Source organism: Haloplanus rubicundus (assembly GCF_003342675.1).
Classification (GTDB): Archaea; Halobacteriota; Halobacteria; order Halobacteriales; family Haloferacaceae; genus Haloplanus; species Haloplanus rubicundus.
The window spans coordinates 175354-193880 of the sequence record NZ_CP031147.1; the positions used below are offsets into that span (position 1 = coordinate 175354).

The 18527-nt window shown below is 59.0% G+C and carries 14 protein-coding genes and 1 pseudogene; 5 read left to right on the forward strand and 10 right to left on the reverse strand.

Features of this window, described 5'->3' with window-relative positions:
- Nucleotides 1-74: 74 nt before the first annotated feature.
- A pseudogene (locus DU484_RS00700) lies at nt 75-385 on the reverse strand (hypothetical protein).
- Between the two features lie 67 nt (nt 386-452).
- On the opposite strand from DU484_RS00700, the gene DU484_RS00705 reads away from it, so the two are divergent.
- From DU484_RS00705 to DU484_RS19280, 3 genes are all read left to right on the forward strand, one after another.
- A complete protein-coding gene (locus DU484_RS00705; protein WP_157969453.1) occupies nt 453-1844 on the forward strand; it encodes a hypothetical protein in 1392 nt (463 codons plus the stop codon).
- A 293-nt stretch (nt 1845-2137) separates the two neighbouring features.
- Complete coding sequence (locus tag DU484_RS00710; protein ID WP_157969454.1) at nt 2138-4273, forward strand: phospholipase D-like domain-containing protein; 2136 nt, start codon at nt 2138-2140, stop codon at nt 4271-4273.
- Nucleotides 4274-4389: 116 nt separating this feature from the next.
- Nucleotides 4390-5205 carry a GIY-YIG nuclease family protein gene (locus DU484_RS19280; RefSeq protein WP_157969455.1) on the forward strand — a complete coding sequence of 272 codons (816 nt, stop codon included), beginning with the start codon at nt 4390-4392 and terminating at the stop codon, nt 5203-5205.
- Between the two features lie 89 nt (nt 5206-5294).
- Here DU484_RS19280 and DU484_RS00715 read toward each other — a convergent pair whose 3' ends face one another.
- The 7 genes from DU484_RS00715 to DU484_RS00745 all read right to left on the reverse strand — a co-directional run bounded on the left by DU484_RS00715 (nt 5295) and on the right by DU484_RS00745 (nt 14028).
- Nucleotides 5295-6878: an ATP-binding protein gene (locus DU484_RS00715; protein ID WP_114604805.1), complete on the reverse strand. Its 1584-nt coding sequence runs from the start codon at nt 6876-6878 to the stop codon at nt 5295-5297.
- A 245-nt stretch (nt 6879-7123) separates the two neighbouring features.
- A complete protein-coding gene (locus DU484_RS00720; protein ID WP_157969456.1) occupies nt 7124-9097 on the reverse strand; it encodes a spermidine synthase family protein in 1974 nt (657 codons plus the stop codon).
- A gap of 84 nt (nt 9098-9181) precedes the next feature.
- On the reverse strand, nt 9182-11557 hold the full coding sequence (locus DU484_RS00725) for a VirB4 family type IV secretion system protein (RefSeq protein WP_114604807.1): 2376 nt from the start codon (nt 11555-11557) through the stop codon (nt 9182-9184).
- 66 nt (nt 11558-11623) lie between these two features.
- Entirely contained in the window at nt 11624-13153 is a 1530-nt protein-coding gene (locus tag DU484_RS00730; protein ID WP_114604808.1) for a DUF7139 domain-containing protein, read from the reverse strand.
- Complete coding sequence (locus DU484_RS00735) at nt 13153-13590, reverse strand: hypothetical protein (protein ID WP_187347678.1); 438 nt, start codon at nt 13588-13590, stop codon at nt 13153-13155. Before DU484_RS00735 ends, DU484_RS00730 begins: the two co-directional genes overlap by 1 nt.
- Nucleotide 13591: 1 nt before the next feature.
- The gene (locus DU484_RS00740; protein WP_114604810.1) at nt 13592-13777 is read right to left on the reverse strand and encodes a hypothetical protein; all 186 of its coding nucleotides are present in this window, start codon (nt 13775-13777) and stop codon (nt 13592-13594) included.
- Nucleotides 13774-14028, reverse strand: coding sequence for a hypothetical protein (locus tag DU484_RS00745; RefSeq protein WP_114604811.1), 255 nt, complete (start codon nt 14026-14028; stop codon nt 13774-13776). Before DU484_RS00745 ends, DU484_RS00740 begins: the two co-directional genes overlap by 4 nt.
- A gap of 591 nt (nt 14029-14619) precedes the next feature.
- Here DU484_RS00745 and DU484_RS00750 point away from each other — a divergent pair.
- Together DU484_RS00750 and DU484_RS19830 are read left to right on the forward strand one after the other, a co-directional pair.
- Nucleotides 14620-14856: a hypothetical protein gene (locus DU484_RS00750; protein WP_157969457.1), complete on the forward strand. Its 237-nt coding sequence runs from the start codon at nt 14620-14622 to the stop codon at nt 14854-14856.
- Nucleotides 14843-17161: an Ig-like domain-containing protein gene (locus DU484_RS19830; protein WP_187347679.1), complete on the forward strand. Its 2319-nt coding sequence runs from the start codon at nt 14843-14845 to the stop codon at nt 17159-17161. The genes DU484_RS00750 and DU484_RS19830 overlap by 14 nt, the downstream gene beginning before the upstream one ends.
- 174 nt (nt 17162-17335) lie before the next feature.
- Here the strand turns inward: DU484_RS19830 and DU484_RS20785 are convergent, their stop codons facing one another.
- Both DU484_RS20785 and DU484_RS19290 read right to left on the reverse strand, forming a co-directional pair.
- Nucleotides 17336-17521, reverse strand: a complete 186-nt coding sequence (locus DU484_RS20785; protein WP_449405112.1) for a DUF7534 family protein — start codon at nt 17519-17521, stop codon at nt 17336-17338.
- 529 nt (nt 17522-18050) lie between these two features.
- Nucleotides 18051-18473 (reverse strand): hypothetical protein, encoded by a 423-nt coding sequence (locus tag DU484_RS19290; protein ID WP_157969459.1) that lies wholly within the window; start codon nt 18471-18473, stop codon nt 18051-18053.
- Nucleotides 18474-18527: the final 54 nt, after the last annotated feature.

Sequence of the window (18527 nt, forward strand, 5' to 3'; positions counted from 1 at the left end):
TTGCATAACGGTTTCGGCGACTGCACAGAGCTTGCACATCAGAGCACTTGGAACAGGACTCACTCACGCCAGTCTCAGCCGTCGTTCTGTGCGTTCAGTTCGTCGAGAAACCAGGTGGCTGCCGTCCCGATCCGAATGCCGTCGACAGTACTTAATTCGAGGCCATTCGTGGCGGTCCGGAACGGTTCGTTGTCGACGAGGATGCGGTGGATGACTGTGCGAATGGGCTCGATCCTGTCGGTATCGATGATGGTTGCCACGCCGTATGGAAATATGCGTCCTCGTGTTCGTCTCGCAGGGTTTGCGCCCGTTGCATCACGAGATCGACCACTTCATCAACCGATGCGTGGTCGGGATTCTCGGTTTGCTCACGAACGCTATAGATTACACTCGCGCCTGTGAGTCTTTAGAGTCGCCAAAGGAACCAACACACCCGATTCCAAGTGTGGTATATGGACCTACCGATCGGACCTAGGGCGACTCACTTACTGGAAACGTGGGGGGTCGTCGCAGAGGCAAATCCAACTGGCCCAGCATACGATCTCACACACCCAACGCGTTCAGCTCAGTACCGAGAGCGCCTAGAGATGTTCGTCGAAGAACCTTCAGAATCGAATTTCGAAGCGCTCTGGAACGAACAGGTACTCGCATCCGCGAGTGAGTGGTTTCCGAGTACCGCCCGCAGTCTCTGGTCCGGTACGCTCGAAGACCTGGCCGTATTTTTCGACGAGATTCGAACAAGCGGGCAGTACGACGACTCATGGGCACAGCGAGTTAGCTGGGGACAGGTCATCCCCGAACTCTACTCGAGGGGACGCGACGGCCCCATCGTGAGCCAACAGGCACGGAACGGTCTCCGTAAATTCGGCATCGACCCTGCCAGCGATTTCGACGAGGTTGTCGACCAACTCACGTCGTTCGAAGAGTTCTATCGCGATATCTCCGGTCACGTGACAGCATCGACCACCAAACCGATTCCCATCTACGAAGAGATCGACCAGTTATTTGCTCTCGTTACGACGGCCACACAAGAGGATATCAGCGCCGAGGCATCCGGTCCACGAGATGAACTTTACTCCGCTCTCCGTGGCTATCCCGCTTCGTCGGCAACGGATCGTGGCCCGATCGAGATCGACTTCGAGGCAGCGACCCCAGCTATCGACGGCCATATCGCGGCGCGTCGAAATGATGCCTACGCTGACTTGGAAACCGATCACTGGGCTGGCGGACACTACGAAACGTGGAAGTGGGACTTCGCTGCGTATATCGCGAACGATGTCGCGAATGCGTACCAACTCACGGATCTGTCGGCCGACGAGATTGAACCCTTCTTCGATGCCTTCTGGACCAATTCGGACGAGTACACTGACACGGACATGCTCTCGACTCCCGTGCCGCAGTATCTGCTTGGACGGTGGGGTGTCGTCCAACTTGGCGATTTCCGGGAGACGTGTGAAGAGGATCCGGAGCGAGCTGCGGCCGTTCTCTCGATGCTCTTTTCGGAGGACGAACATCTGGTCGACCGACTGGAGCAGTTCTACGAGTTCGCGGCGAGTGACAACGTTTCCGACGGGAACTTGCTCCGCATCGCGTCGACGCTACTGATGGGTGTCTATCCCGACGACTACGTGAACTTCCAGTACCAGCGATTCGAGACGTTCTTCAGTAACTGCAGTAACGCCGAGTCCCTGGAGACCGGATTCGACGCTCGCCAGTACTATCGGATCGTCCTCGCCTGCCGTGACCTTCGGGATGCGATGCAATCGGAACTCCCCGATGCGTCGATGCTCGATGTCCACACCCTAATTCGACTCTATCAGGACTTTCGTGACGACTCCGAATGATGGGGAAGGCGGTTTGCGTTCGCTCCTCCAAATACGGATTCAGCGAAAATCTGCGACCCCGAAGAAATCGAATCAAATCCGTATCTAGGGGAGTCGAGTTGAGTGACTTCCCTCCTGAAGCGGGTCAATTTGTCGATGGTGAGCTGTTGATGCCTGTGACTGAGCGTTCATTCTGTGGTGAGCAAATCGAAGCACGACCCTGGAATGAATTCGAAGTTAATCTGGGGTGTGATCACTACTTCGAGATCGAATCCTCCATCACATTTAGTAGATATCCTGACAGTCGCTACTTCATGGAATGGGCGACGACCATCAATCTGGGGGGATTTGGGAATGCAGCCGAGATGGAATGGGAAACCGTCAAGAGTTGGGATTCGTTCACGGAGTTCTTTGAGGGGGCAGTCCACATAGATGCGGTCACCTACTGCGAATCTCCCGAATTGCTTCTTGATCTGTTCGAACAGCATGACGGAAAACTGGAGTCGATGGATGTCCTCGTCGGGAATCGCGAGGAGTATCAGTCGTCCGTCGACGACGTAACTGTCGCGCGGCAGTTGCAACGATACTACCGCGAGGACAAACTGATTGTCCGCCTCAAAAACAGGAAAGTCGTCCACTCCAAACTCTATCGGATCGTCAAGGACGGCGACGAGGTGACACTCATCTCGGGGAGTGCAAACCTCTCGTACAACAGTTGGAAGAACCAGACGAACAGCGTCGTCGTGTTTCGGACAGAAGTCGACTCACAGTTGGACCAACAGTTCAAGACGTGGATCGACGACCACCGTGAACAGTACGCCGATACGGTGTTCATGGAGGATCTAGTGGCGGAACTGGAGGCACTTGACGATCAAGAGGAGAAGGATCGACGAATCGAACTGTGGATCGATAACCGGGACACACAGTTGACAGAACGAGGTGAGATTCACTCGAACGTCGGCCAGGAGTTGGAGGAACTCGGGCAGGAAGTCGATCGAGTCGTCGGCGTCACGGACGACCCGGAAGCGGCCGATGAGGTCGTTACGATTCAACACGAGGAGGTAGGGGTGGAAATCGACGACGAATCGAACGGCTCTATGGAGGCTGATGATAATGAGCAGTCGTCGACAGGCGTTACCGGCGCCAAGACACCGGAGTATACGATCACGCTGCCCACTCAGGGATTCGAGACCGATGGGTATCTCGACCGAGTAAAAACTGATCTGAAGCGTCGTGGTGCGGACGTTGGGTCCGACGCCATCACCACCTCCGTGGAAGGGTACACCAACTACCTCCAGACACGCTACGACGTGCCGAAGATGTGGGTGGACGAAGAGAACTGTCGCGTCCACCTCCAACACGGCGAACACCACCGAATCCTGACGGCGGATCACGAGCCCTCACCCGAAGTGCTCAATGCCGCACTCCAGAATATCCAAGATTATATCGAGACCATTGATCGGTGGGGGGAGACGAATAATGCCCGAGCTGTCAAGGCCCACATGTACGAGGGGATCCTCTACGGACTGTGGGCGCCGTTTGTGAACCTCTACGCGCGCCAGTTCTACGGTAACGTCACGCTCGATAACGCCCTCCAATATCTCTACATCTTCGGCGAATCTGATGCTGGCAAGGACAAGTTCTCGGAGTTCGTGTTGCGATTGATCTCCGACGATCTGGTACGAGGCGGGGCAGACGCCGACGATGTGGGCAAAAATCAGATTCGGGCGCTTCGTGACCTAGATACGGTCTTCCCGTACGTTGTTTCGGACATCGCCAAACAGAAAATCGAGCGGGTCGACACGCTACGGAACTTCTGGCAGGATTCGTGGCACCCATCAAACGACATCTCCTATCCGACGCTCATCTTCACCAGCAACGACTCCCGGCCGAACGACTGGTTCCGCAACCGGGCGAAGATGCTCCACTTCGATGTTGCCTTTCCCTCGAATCCTGAGGACGAAGGCTTCTACGAAGCACAGGAAGACCTGAACGAGATTCTCGATGCAACCAATCCGATCTTCGCGTACGTATCTCGGCGTATTTTGGAAGACGAGATGTATCTCGATGCTGGCGGGACGGTCGACGACGTGCGACGGATCTTCCTTGATTTCTACGACCGACTGGATCGGGAACGGCCGAAGTACTTCCCCGAGCGGCCCGCGAATCGCCGCTACAATATTGGAAAGCGCAAGTGGCGACAGGCATTCCACCGGGACGATGTGACCTTCGAACGCCGAGAGAACCATCTCATCGCTGATTTCGATTTGGAACCGCACGAACTGTACAGCTATCGAAAGACGCTTCCCACGAAGATGCGCCCCGAAAAGAGCGGTCGCAACATCATCGTTAAGAATCCCGATGACTTTGAGGAGTGGTTGGAGATGGACGATCTGCGTGCGGACGATGAGGAAGCAAGCGGAGGACTCCTGCAGCGACTATTCCGGTAGTGCAGAGGAGTACGCTGAAATTTGGTCGACATAGAGGAGAGTGGTTTCGAACCCCGTCAACAGTCAACGGAGTAACTCACCCCGAAGATTATATTGAGTACCCTCGAAAATCTGGTATGAACATTTCCGCCCTTACTCACTCATTTCAATTCGTGGATTCTATCTCAGTGGATCGGAACGAGGCGGGGTCAGTCGATATCAAGATGCCACAACGGCGCTACGAGAAGGCAGATGAGTATCACGTCCATCGCTACGGTTGGGGGCCGTTCTGTGGATTCTCTGTAGATACAACAGATTACGTCGGGGTCGAAGGTGTCTACCTATTCACTGCGGGATACGAAATCAAGTACGTCGGGGAAACGGTTGATATCCACAATCGGATTGGATCAGGATACGGGAATATCTCTCCCAGAAATTGTTTCGAGGGAGGGCAACAGACAAACTGTCGGATCAACCACCTTATCTTGGAGACGGTCCGTAACGGGGACCAAGTCGCTCTTTGGGTTGAAGAGACGGAGAATCGAAAGCTTCGTGAAACGGAATTGATTGAGCAGTGTGATCCCCCGTGGAACAAGACTTCAGCGACGTCTCCAAGTGTGACTATCCAGCAACCAGGTTCCCAAAGTCCGGAATCTCAATCGACAAACCAAAGCGATAGTTCGTCGTCAGTCGTCGCTACCGAACAAACGAGGAACGGAAAGTACGCACCACTGTATGACTATTTAGAAACTATCGAATCCGATCGCTTCCATCTCTCTATGGACGAAATCGAGGACATAATCGAAGCCCCACTTCCGGCATCGGCAAAAAAATACCCACAGTATTGGCGTTCGAGCAGTCAGGCCCACGCGAAAGTATGGGCCGAACTTGGTTGGGAAGCGAACCCCGATTTTGACGATATGTCCGTCACTTTCGAACGGGTGGAAGAGTAGTCGGAAATTCTGGGGGAAGGAGAGTGCGATCTATACAGTGACAAAGAATGGATCCGCATTCGCTTAGATGGAATTAGATTTCCTCCGAGCTACCGGAGTCCGGCCGTCGGGTCATCGTCAAACGGATCTTCGGGAACTGGGTCGAACTCACTCGAATCGTTCAGATCTCTATCGGTGATCGGCTCGATTTCGGTATCTGTCCTCTCCGTGGCAACCCCTGCAGAGGGGAAGTCCTCGATGGAGATTTTCCGTGCGTCCCGCCGTGCAGCTTGGCGCTTCGCATCCGTGACTAATTCCTCGATGTCGGCGCCGCTGCAGCCGGCAGTGTGTTTCGCCAGCGTCGCCAGTTGGTCGCCGGTGAGTTCGTGCGGCACGTCCTCAAGCTTCGCTTGGAGAATCGCGTGTCGGCTCTCTTCCTCGGGCAGTCCAATCTCGATATGCGACGCGAGCCGTCCCGGCCGGAGGATCGCGGGGTCGATATCCTCTGGCCGATTGGTTGCGCCGACGACAATGGCCGTTCGATCCCCAGCGGTGAGATGAACGAGCAATTCGCTGGTGATTTTTCGATCCTCAGCGTGGGCGCCGCCGGCACCGACATCCCGTCCGCCGAAGAGGTGTTCGGCCTCGTCGAGGAAGATAACGCAAGGGCCGACAGCGGCAGCCTCCTCGAATAAGTGGCGCACTCGCTGTGGCCCTTCGTTGATCCACTTGCTGGTCACATCCGCCGGCCCCAACTCGACGAATGGGACGTTGAGTTCGCCGGCGAGCGCTCGGGCGAACAGCGTCTTGCCTGTCCCTGGTGGACCATGGAACAGGATTCCTCGTACGGGCTCGATCCCGAAGCGATCATAACGGTCGTCTCCGCGTGCCCTCGCCCGCGTTGGCTGGAGGACCTCCTCGGCGAGTCGCTCTTTGACATCGTAGTAGCCGCCGATGTCGTCGAAGCCGACGTCCGAACGAGTCCAGTTGTACTCGTAGTCTGGAGTATCCAGGGCTTTTGCCGCGACCCGTGAAGCTTCTGGGTTGGTCGCGTCAGCGATCTTTTCAGAGGAATCTGAGTTGGTCACCCGGGTCTCTGAACTGTCGGGTTCAGTTCGTCCATCGTCCATAATCTCGCGAAATTTCTCGTAATCGACGGACGGCTGGTGGTACTCTCCAGTGGCGTAGTAATAGCCGTTCTCTCCTCGTGGGTCGTAGAACGTCAGAGCAACGAACGAAGCAGCGATTCCCAGTCCGAGTGCCGCCTGGATTTGTGGACTATTCGGACTGACGTTACTCAGGAAACTCAACTGCGAGACAGAGACGAAGGAGGATGCCAGCGTCAGACCCTCCGTGAGGAGTAAGAGCACCACGAACAATTCGTACACCTGTGCGAACGGGTACAGTCCGATGTCCGCTATCGTTCTCAGACCCGGAACACCGAGACCTCCTGCGATGAAAACGAATAGAAGAGCGAACCCCAGTCCGACAGCGGCAGTTGGCGGCAGATTAAGCAATGGTGCGATCAACCACATATGGACGTACGCCAGCGCAGTCAACGCAAGCATGAAGAACAACCGGTAGAGATCCCGCTTCCGGTGTTCCCGTTCCATAATTCGATAGGTCGCATACTCCACTATCGCGAAGAATCCGAGGAAAGCGGCGACGGAGAGCGCAGTACCGAGAAAACTCATCGAATCATCCGAAGGATATCCTCTGAAGGTTCGCGAGGGGGCGAGCGTGGCGGTTGGCACCGGCGAGCCGTGCTGGGGGTGTGGTCATGCGAGCCGCGCGATGGTACAGCCATCGAGAACGGAGCGGACAGAGGCGCTCGCGATGGTCTATGTTTGTTTCATGGTGGGGATCGAATATAACTTCTCGCCAATCTTCCCTGAACTGGCTTGAGCACTCAGTCAGTACTGAGGCGTCGCGTATTGACTCATATCGTCTCGGAAGGCCCCTCTCCGGTGTCATCGTCCCACGGGGAGTCCGTAGCCTGCCCGGGGCCATCACGCTGCGTTGACCAGTCGATGTCGGCATCTTCTGCAGAGCCATCCGACTGAGGATTGTTTCCGGGACCAATGAGGTGTTTTCCGCCGCGCTTGCCGATTTGGTGGGCTGCGTAAGGGCTCCGTGTCATCGCTCCTGCGAAGACAATCCCACTGGCCTTTCCCGCCTGAACACCGGCTTTCCCGATCCGCTTGCCAGCTCGGCCGGTTGAGACAGTAACTTGACCCGGCGCTTTCGCGGCGACTTGGGCGGTCCTGATCCTTTTCACACTCCGGGCCGATCTCGAAGCGTTCTCTCTGAGCGATTGTGCCTCCTCGCTGAATTGCTGGGCCCTGTTGTTGATGTTCATCGTCGTCTCCTCACCCGCCGAGGTTTCGTAGGTTACCGTCCCGTCGGCATCCGGGACTACTGTCGAGATCCCCTCCGCAGGTTGATCACAGTCGGTCAGGATGCCGCGGTCGGCTGCCTCGGCGACATCGAACTCGCCGCTCTGATACGCCTCGGTCAAGAAGTCGCGGTTCGAATCCGCCTCGGCAGCGGCATCCATCTGCTGAGAAATTGTTCTCCGATGTGTGTCGATACTCTCAGAACCGACTATCCTTCGAGCACTGGCTAGACTAGTTTCCTTTGCTCTAGAGCCCAGACTTTTGACTGCTCCTCCGGTTCTACTCGCTGTCGCTTGGGCTGCCTGTACCCTGGGAATTTCTGTCGTCTTCCGCCACGCGTAGTCTTTAGTTTTGGAGAGTGCCCCGGGTGCCGTATCCACGCTGTCCTCAGCAGGCGGCTCACGCGTACTGAGCGCGTCCGAGATACTGTTTCGCATCGTCCCGCCGACGCTCGAGTTGGCAGTTCCTGCTGAAGGGTCGGTCGCCGTCCCACCTGACGACCCACTCCCAACAGAGCTGCCACTTCCGGCACTCGACCCACCGGCCCCGCTTGCTCCATCAGCCGAGGACTTCGAGGCACTGCTCACGGCACCGGAGCCTGCACCGGCGCCGACAGCAACCGCCCCAACCCCAGTGGCGGCGATTGCGGCAGCTACGGTCGTCGTGAACGCGGCGTCGACGCCGAGGGGCTGGCCGGCCCAGCCGATGGTCTTCCAGATCGTGACGAACAGAATGATCGGGAAGATCAGCGCCAGCGCCGAGGCCGTGTAGAACGAGGCAATATCACCCGAACTGGCGACGCCCCCAGTTGCAATCACATCGAACACTCGCATCACGAGCGCGATGATCGGGCCCACTAACAGGGCGTACACGCCCATCCGAAGCCACGTCGAGGCGAACCTGCTGATCGCCTTCATCGGTCCCCAGTTCGCATACCAGAGGACGGCGAAAAACGGCGCGCCTACCGCGACTGTGATTACGATGAACTGCCGGAGGACGAGTAACACCGAGGAGAGAATGGTTGCAAAGAGCATCAACGGGACAGCCACCGCGAGCGCGACGAGTTGAATTCCCGTGCCGAGGGTTGCCCCCCAACTCCCGCCGAGATCGGCGTCGAAGGTGAGTTCGAACGCCGCTGGGGCGAGGGCATTCGTCACGCCATTCGACGCCTCGATCAGGAACCCAAACAGCGGCTTCGAGATGGCAATGAAGACGATGACGGCAACGATCCGGGCGACCATGTTCCACAGCGTCGCCTCCTGATCCTCACTAAACGGCATCACGATGAGCCCCGCCGCAATAAGGATCGGGAGCAGGGCTATGGAGAGTTCGAACACACTGTCCCACGCGTCGACAAACTGGGCGTCGGTCAGGATAGTCGGGTTGATCGTGAGCAGTGGCTTCAGCCCGAAATTGAACATCACGTTGATCGCCCCAACCAGGAGCGAGCGGAGGAACTCGATGATCGCTCGGACAATCGCATCCGGAAGCCAACCAAGGTCCAAGAGGTCAGCCACGGCACTCACCTTCCAGTATCGGTGACAGCGACGTCGACCAGACACACGGTCGGGGGAATCGGCTCTCGGTGAGTGGTGGCCGCATTACTGATCCTCCCCGCGGTCAGATCGGTGGTCATCAGCAACTGCTCCGTTGCTCGCCCCGGTGGCATCACTCTCCACTCCCCGGACATCGGCGCTGATGCCGTCCTCGTGGGATTCCTGCATCGCCATTTCGAGATCCATGTCCCGGTTCATCACGTGGGGGAGGTCGGCCAGTTCGAGTTCCGTCAGGAGAACGTCATCCTCTGGGTTGTTGCCGGAAACGACACCGTCGATCTCCGCCAACCACTCCCGTGGATCAAGCGTATCGTCGAGGACGTGATGCTCGAACGGGCCGCTTCGCACCTCTAGCCGGCGGCGGCCGTGGACGCTGGTCGCGAGCAGGCACTCCGAGTAGTTCGAGTCCTGCCCGCGGGCGGCTGACTGGATGAACCGGATCTCGTCACTCGACAGCCCGTAGTACTGCTGGGTCTGTTCGGAAACCGATTCGGCGTAGAACAGGCACTTCACGTCACAGTTCTCGTAGACCTCGCGGCGTTCGTTCGTCCGGACGAATTCGTGAGAGGTCTGACTCATCAGCGTCAGGCCGGCCTCGTAGTGCCGAGCATGACGGATGTACAGGTTGATGAGATCCCGCGCTGCCGGTCGACCCAGCAGGTAGTGGGCTTCGTCGAACGTAACGTCCACCTTGTAAGGTGAGCGCTTGGCTTCGAGATAAGCCCACGAGAGCATGGCGTGGAGGATGAGTGGCATCTCGCCGGTGTCGGCGAACGAGCTCATATCCATCACGACTAGTCGCGAGGAGAGGTCGAGATTCGTCTGGCCGTTCAGATTGTGATTGATGCCGCCGGGTTTGAACGACTCGAACTTCGGCTGGAGATTCCGTGCCAGCTCCTGGTGGTGATTGGTCGGCGTGACGATCGTATCCGAGATCGAGATCCCGCTACCGTCCGAGGACTCGCCTGTCGGCTGCTCACCGTCCTCCCCGACTTCGGTCACTCCGTAGGACTGGAACAGATCGAGTTCGGCCTCGTCGATCACGTCCGCCTCGCGTGCCGCCTCAAGCCCGCCGGCAGCGATCACGGTGACACCGCGAATCAGATCATCGAGCGTGGGTGACTCCCGAGCGTAGGTCTCGTACTCGCCGAGGATGATGCCCTTCGAGATGTAGGCGTAGTGGGCGGCCTGGATGAGCACGCCCTCCTCGCCGGCCGACATCCCATCGCGCTGATCGAAGTGGGTGTGCAGCATCTCGATCACCGATCGGATGGTGAGTGCGTAGGTGTCGTCGCCCGTCTCCTGCTCGGCCGTCGCCGGCGGTGAGATGTCCATCGGATTGACGGTGTAATTCCCACCAAAGCGGATCACTTCGCCGCCGAGAGACTGTGCGAACCGCGGGTAGTCGTCGCCGGCGGGATCGAACAGGATACACTGGACGTTCGCATCCGCGAGCAGGCGCCGGTAGATCTCCAGCTTGCGGAAGTAGCTCTTGCCTGACCCTGTCTTCCCCGAAATCGCCATCGAGTGCCCGGAGAGTGCATACCGGTTCAGGATGACGGGGCGCTTGGTGTCGTCGAAGCCCAAGAGCACGCCGTTCGGGTCGTAGATCGAGGGCTCGACGAGATTGAAGAACGTCCCGAGTGCTTCGAGTTGGATCGGGTGGGTGTTGTCGACGGGATCGGTCACCACCGGGGTGATAGCGTCCATCGCGTCGAGTTGCTGGTGTTTCACCGGACTCAGTTCGACATCCTGCTCGGCGAGGATCGCTTCCACCCGGTCGAGCATCCCGTCCAGGTCGTCTCGGGAGTCGGCGACCAGTTCGAGGTAGATCGCCACGTCGTACAGCTTGGTCGTGCCGCGGATAGTCCGCTGGAGTAGGCGTTCGAGGTCCTCGCGGTCGAGTTGGTCTTGATAGGTATCGGTCCGGCCGCGTTTTTGCTTCAGCGCAAGCGAGGTGACCGCCTGCGTGTAGCGCTTCTGGAGCTGCCGGCGAACGTCCTTCGGTTCCCGTGGCCGGACGTGAAACGTCAGTCGGAGGTCGACATCGGCGAGCGTGAGTGGCACGAGCCATCCGAGACCCACTTTCCGGGGGAGCGAGGTGACGGTCAGGATCTGTGAGACGGTGCCGTCGCGGATCTGGAATTGCGGGTGATCCTCGACGAGCCGAGGAGCGACGATTCGCTTGTCGAGTTCGCCCCGCTCTTCGAGGGTCTCCATCGCGTTCGCGAGCCCAACCTCGTCAGCCTGTAACTGGTAGGCGGCCCACTCGATGTTCTCGGTGGTGGTCTCGCGGTCGAGGAGGTGCAGGTAGTCGATGGCGTGCTGCGTCTCCTCGCCGGACAGGTCGTCGATTGGGACGGCTTCGACGCCGTCATCGGGCCCGTCGAGACCGAGCGCGTGTTTGAGTCGCTGGATCATGGCTGAAGGGGGGTGCTTGGCGTAGCGAGGGGTGGTCGAGCGTGGTGTTGTCCCCGAGGACGGGTCTCAGCCATCGCTTGCCTCCGTGCGAGCCCCGGTATCCTCGGACACGGGTGGCGCCTCTTGCGCTGGAGCATCGTCGACGTGGTCGAGGGCAACTCGGCGTGATCGAACGGCGAAGCCAACCGCCACGACGAGGACGAAGAGGCCGGCGGCGTACACCGGCACCACCACCGCCGTCTGACCGGTTGGGGTGCTGGTCCACTGAGCCGGGTAGGCCGCCTCGAATAGCGCGATTGCCGCGGCCGCCACACCGACTCCGAGGACGGAGAGGCTCTTCGCAACCTGCCGTGAGGGGAGTAGCACGACCAGACTCAGCAGGAAGGTCGGGAGGCTCCCGGCGGCGAGACCGAAGGAAACCTCCCGTACCAGGAGGGGTGGGGCGTCGACGGGAAGCTGCTGGGCACTCCCGAGGAACGCACCGAGCGCGACGATCGCGAGGACGAGGCTGGCGACGAACGTGCCCGTGCCGAGGTAGACCGACGCCGGCGAGTGGTAGGTCTCGCCGCGCCCGATCGGTCCGACGCTCCGGACGTACCACTGGAGAAGGCGCGAGCCGTCGACGGCTTCGACGTACTCCGCTTGGACGCGCCCGTCGTATGGGAGGTCACCGACTGTCTCGGGGCGGTCCTCCGGTTCGGACTCTTCAGCGGCGGTTGTCGCCTCTCGGTCGGCGTCCTCGAAGATACTCTCCAGATCGAGGAGACCACCGTTGGCATCGGTGAGGGCCTCGTCTGCGACTCCGACGAGCGTACCTTGATTGAACGCGAGTGGCGGCTCCCGTCCGCGGTACACGCGGTACAGTACGTCGAGAACAGCTTCGCGGGAATCGAGGATGTTCGACTCGACGCGAGTCCGGGGCAACTGGGACGCGACGCGCTGGGCGCGGGCCCACACCTCGTCGAGGTAGAATTCCTCGGCGTCGACGGATCGAGAACGGGTGGGGAGCGGGAGGGCGTCGCGGACTCCGTCGAACCGGCTGCCACCTTCGCTCTCATCCTCGCCCTTTTCGACCGCAACGGCAACAAAGAATCGCCGGTCACGGACGTTCGCCATCCGTAGCGTCCGGTCCAGCCACTCGGCGTGAGCTACCCGGCCGTACTCGAGCACTGCCGAGTCGGCGATGGCGTCGGTACCCGTACCGGTCGCGATGCCCCCATCAGTCGTCGAAACCTCTTCCACCGAGTCATTCGTATCGGAAGCCGCTTCGTCGAGGACTGTCCCATCGGAACCCATCACCGGCGTCGCCACTGCGGTTGGGGCGTCCGGCGACTCGGGCCCGACGAACTGCTCGATGTACTGCTCGCCGTCGAACTCTGTGGTCATCGTGAGGAATTGCACCGGGAACTGGAGCCCACGGAGGAACGTCAGGAACGAGACATAGACGCCCGAGCGGCGCTCCTCGGAGAGTGTGAGCCACTCCCGTGGCTCGATTTCGACCAGCATTGCGTACGCGGTCGGTGTCTCGACGACACCTCCGTCGCGGACGTTCTCGAAGTTCACGAGATCGAGCGTCGACCGACCGATGGCCGCCATCAAAGGGCCTCCTCGTCGGCGTTCCCTTCGGCGCCCGCTGGTGCGTCGGTGGCCACGGCGTTTTGGGGGCGGTGCGGAGTGACACCTGATTTGGGCAGCCGGGTCAGCCAGTCGTCTTGTCGAGCCCCGCTTGCGAGGTCGTTCTCCAGCCCGGGCGAGGGCGCCCAGACGTAGACGTTCTCACCCGACCGGTGTCGGACGACTGCGTGGGCGTACCGAAGCGGGCGCTGACCGGGTGGGGTCTTCACGAAGACGAGCAACCCGACACCGATCCCTACGACGAACAGCGGGAAGGTGAACAGCAGTGGGAATCCGATGGTGTAGAGGATCGCGCAGGGTGCGACTGGGATCGCCATCGACTCCAGCAATCGGCGGACAGAGAATCCGAGGAATTTCGATTCCAGCAGGTTACTTGCGACCGGTACTGGATCGGGCATTTCAGTCGTCCTCCTTCCTGCCGGAACGGGAACAGCCGTGTTCGGACTCAGTCCGGAACACCACGCCGGCTTCGAGACGCTCGGCCCCTTGGATCAGCATTCCGCGCCAGTTAACGCCGTAGTGCGTCCGGATAGCTTCGAGCGCGGCGAACTGATCGTCGTCGACCTCGATGCGTGTCGATGTCATCGGGACTCGGAGGATCGCTGCCGGGGGATGTCGACATCGGCGTTGGCGATATCGAACTCGGCTGGCCAGTCGGGGCGGTCCAAGAATGACCGCTTGGAGGGGTCTCGGGCCAGCCCCGGGTGGTGAAGCCCCTTCAGTTGCTTCGCACCCTGGATGAGCATCCCCCGCCACTGGACGCCGTATTTGTCTCGGATATCGCGGAGGCGTTCGTACTCCCTCTCACTACCGAAGCAGATCTCGATTTCAGGCATTGGTCACCTCCGTTCCTGTTGCTGGCAGGTGCTCGGTAGCGCTCAGATGATCCCTCCTCGTGATTGGGCACTCCCGTTGGATGTGGGCTGCTTCCATCTCGGACTGCGGATTCCTCCGGGGCAGATAACTGGTCATCACACGTCTTCTGGCCGGCCAGCAACCTTGGTAATTTCAGAAGTACGCATCTCGCAACTGTGCGCGACCCGTACGTGTGCGCAATGCGTACGTGTACGCTTCCCGTAACCCTGGAACCGCTTTGTCCCCGGTCGTGTACGTATTGGTAACGCCCACAGTGGGGAATTCCTGTGATTCCCGACTGCCCCGGTTCCGAACCGCAACACGACTCCCATGATCCAACGACTCTCCCCGCCTTTCGAGTATGGAATCACAACCCGGATCGTCGGCAGTAACGATCCGGGGAACGGTCGATCTCTGAGGTTCCATCTGTCCTCGATACCGTATCCCGACTCCCAGCAACTACACTCGATCAGCGGGGCACCCGTTCTCTGTGACTCATTCCCGAACGGAGTGACTGCCTCCGTCATGAGGACCCTCCCGTCACTCGGACTCTCAGGGGGTGGCAGATGACAGTGCTCGCGACTGGTGTCGACTTCGGAGCGCTCCTCAACTTCCCAGCTTGGACCGCACAGGTGTTCATTTACGCCGGGCTCTGTCTCCTCCTCCTCGGCCTGATGGCGTGGCTTGGAAGCCACCGCCTCCAGCGGCGCACGTGGGGTCGTCGACTTGCCCTTTCCGGTGGTGGCCTGTTCGTCGTGGGATCGGCTTGGAGTACGTTCCTGAACCTCCTGACGTATGTCCTCGGATGAGACGGAGATGCGTCCGTCGCACGAACGGACGCGCGAGCAAGCGCCGTCAGTGCGTCGTGATGGGGGCGGTTTCCGACTCCGTCGGACGGTCAGTCGATACTCGCGGCTCGTTACTGTCGGGGTGGTTCTCTTGGTCGTTACGAGCACCCTCGCAGGGGCGGCATTTGGCGGCGGACTGACAATCCCTGCCCCCGAGCCGGGCGTTGAGCGACCCTACGACGACACGTTTCGGGTACTCGCCAGCAACGATCCCGATCCAGCTCGAGGGTCGAGTACGGTTCAGCTGTACGAGTACGATAACGGTACCATCCGAGAGGTCAACCGGACCGTCGTCACACAGCCGGTTCAGCTCTGGGAGGGCAGCATCCGCCCGCACGACGCACTCGTCATCGCCAACGAGTCGGATATGTACCAAAGCGGGCTCACTGGCTACTATACGATTCCCTATCGGGATCAGTGGTACACACTCGAGGAGTGGAACACCAAGTGGGGCGACCGGGAACTGCGCATCCTCCCGCTCTACGATGCCGACCCGAGCCAGGCAACGGACACTGACGGGGAGTATACGGTCGAGGTGCGGAACCCGAACGGCTGGTGGAATCCCGTCTACGGTGCTGAAGTCGAGGTGAACGGGAGTGTTCTCGAGGTTACCAACCCCGGGACAGCGATGGTACACACCGCTGAGTACCAGACGATCACCGACCGGAAGCGGGATATCGTCGAAGGACTCCTCCGGTATTCCGAACTCGCGCCGAGCGAGAGCGTCGCCCGGAGCACGGCAGCGGTCCCGATGGACAATGGGAGCGAAGTGTTTCCGACCGTCGACGGGGCGTCCACCTCGCTCGTGTGGCGCAGTGGATCGCACGATATGGTTCGAGACGCCTATCTCGGCTTCATCGATGTCACACCGGGCGTCTGGTACCGGAGTCGGTACGTTACCCAGACCCGGCAGGTGAACACGTACATTCCGTGGGATTACCGAATCAGCGTGCCCACGGACTACTCCGAGAGCGATTCCTGTACCATCAATGGGAAATCCTACTCGCTCACGCGGTGGGCGAACTACCGACTACTGGACTCGGAGGCCACGGTAGTGGACGTCACTGCAGGCAATATCAGTATGCAGCAGTGGGGACCGGGCCAATGGACGACGCTGAACTACACCTCACCGCTGTCCGAGCCGAGGCCGTTGCCTGTCGGCACCCACCCCATGACTGCTACACTCCAGATTGATGTCGAACTCCAGAAGCGCTACGGCGTTTCCAGTTCCCGGTGTGGTGATTGGGATTGGACGCGGGTCGAAACCCGATCGGTTACGCTCACGCGGTCGGTGCCTATCGAGACGATCAACAGCGACGATCTCTCGGTCGATGTCCACGTCTACGACCGGCCCGGTGACGACGTCGTCTCGGTTGAGTGGACGGGTGAGCAAGGACTGGCCGCCGGCGCCGCTGGCTGGGAGCACGTCGAGGTACAGGTCGGTGAGAAGACGATGTACGTGACTGCCCCGTGGCGGTTCTTCTCTGTCTCGCGGAACACCGCTGTCGAGGAACGAACTGAGAGCGGAACCTCGGAGGTTGCCGCGTCGCACTCGTACGGCGGGCAATACCCGGCGATGCTACGGTATCGGATGAGTCCCGCGAACGTGAGCGTCCTCGCCGACCAGCCCGCCGACCGGCACATCTGGTGGGAGACGACTCGTGTCGACGAGGCCGGATCAGTCGAAGCGACACTGCTTCCGGATACGATCGTCGCACCAGAGAACGCGAATCGAACTCCGCTGTACGACCAGTATGCGGGCACCATGAAAAGTACAGATGCCGTGACCGGCGAGTCGATTTCCGTCAGTGCCGTCGATATCTGGGGGTTCCCGGTGACGACACGGAAGCAGGTCACGCGGTACGAGGAATCGGTGCTGAACGTGACGATTGACGACGGAACGGGGACTGCAGAAATAACGCTTCATGAGGCGGATGGCACGCCGATTAGCGGGCGGGAGGTCTACGTCGACGGGGCCACGGTCCCGGCGGTGGTCACGAATGCGAGCGGCGTCGCGACGGTCGACATTAACAGACCAATCGTCCAAGCGCGGTTCACCGGCGACGACTGGTGGGAACCGCACTCGACGTACTACCTGCGGACGCAGGCGGTGGATGTCTCGAGTGCCTCAATCGTCGTCGATGCGATCGAAGTGGTTGGCTACCTGAACGACGCGGTATCGAACGTGGTGCTCTTCGTCGAATGGCTAGTGCTCGGGATTTTCGCAGTGTTCTGGATGCGGTATATGCGACGTCGCCCGGCATGAGTCATAGGAATTTATTCGTTGGATTCGTCGTAGTCGACTTTCTCTGGAACAAGCCGTTCAATGAAAGCAGACATAGTAGACATAGGAGAGGTGTACTCAGCACGGGGAGGTCGTTTATATCACTCACTCTTTGTCACCAAGCCGTTAGAAAGAGGACGTCCTTCGAACTCGTTCTCAGAACGATATTCCATGCCTGTAGACCAACCAGTACGAGCTTGGGAGCGTGACCAGTACTACGACGGTTGCAGCCAGTACTTGTGAGCGCGGAGCAGCAGATGTCAGTTGGGCGCTAATAGCGAACCCGAGCATTATCAAGAGGCTGGCAACCGCGAGAAATTGATTTCGGAGGGATTTGAACACGGACAGATACAGATCAGAGTTGCCACACTATAGTCTCTGGGCAGACTCCAATGGACTCGCACTCGGTATGCACTACGGGGACAACGAACTCCCTGGTAGTTATCAGTAAAGTGAATATATTATGGAGAGGCTCTGTTTCGTCTTCTTAACACTAGCCGAGCAATAGGAATGCAGATTCAGAGGGGCTTCGTACGCTCTTTCACACAAAATACACCCTCGTCGTCATTCCAAATTACTCGAAACTGTCGCCCAGCATCTGTCGTCCAAAGCATATATTGGCTCTTCTTGTGTCCATTCCAGTCCTCAGCACGGAGTGAATTGATATTAGTGACATTATCCCATACCTCCAGTAGCTGATAGATTCCGTTTTCGGTTGGGGGTCGCGAGGGGAGTTTGCTTGGAAAGTCTCTCGGTGCCTCATATGTGCTGATTACGGGGTTGTCCATGTTGGAGTTAGATTTGATTTGGTAGGTGATCAATATTGGCGCCGCGGTGGTCTATTCTCTCCAAATCAGATTGTCGTCCTCGGTCAAACTGATTCGCTGCCCCGTGCACCGAATTGGTGTTTGAACTCTGCTTCGTCCGTTTGCGACGCAGTATCCCAGGAATCGGTACCGCAAGGCGTCACGTACTTCCACTGCAGTTCGTCCCTAATCTCTAGTCGCCTATCCGTGTCAGTGACAGGTTTAACGCAATACCCGACTTCTCCATGTGTCTCCTCCTGCCAGCAGTCACGTTTGTCATGATAACGGAGAGTGTGCTGTAGATTCCCAGTCTCAGTAACATCTGCCCCAGTTGCTCGTCCTGTGCCGCCTTCCGAGGTCCCGACATAGAGGACACAGTGGGGATGATCATCAATTAGACAGAGAACGACGTAGACGCCGATATTGTGTGCCGGGATTTGATCGCCATTGGTGAATACGCCGCTGAAATCGTAGCCTCCAATGTCCATAATCATAGTAAATAGAGGATTACATTAAATCCTGGAGATAGAGTCATGCGCTTT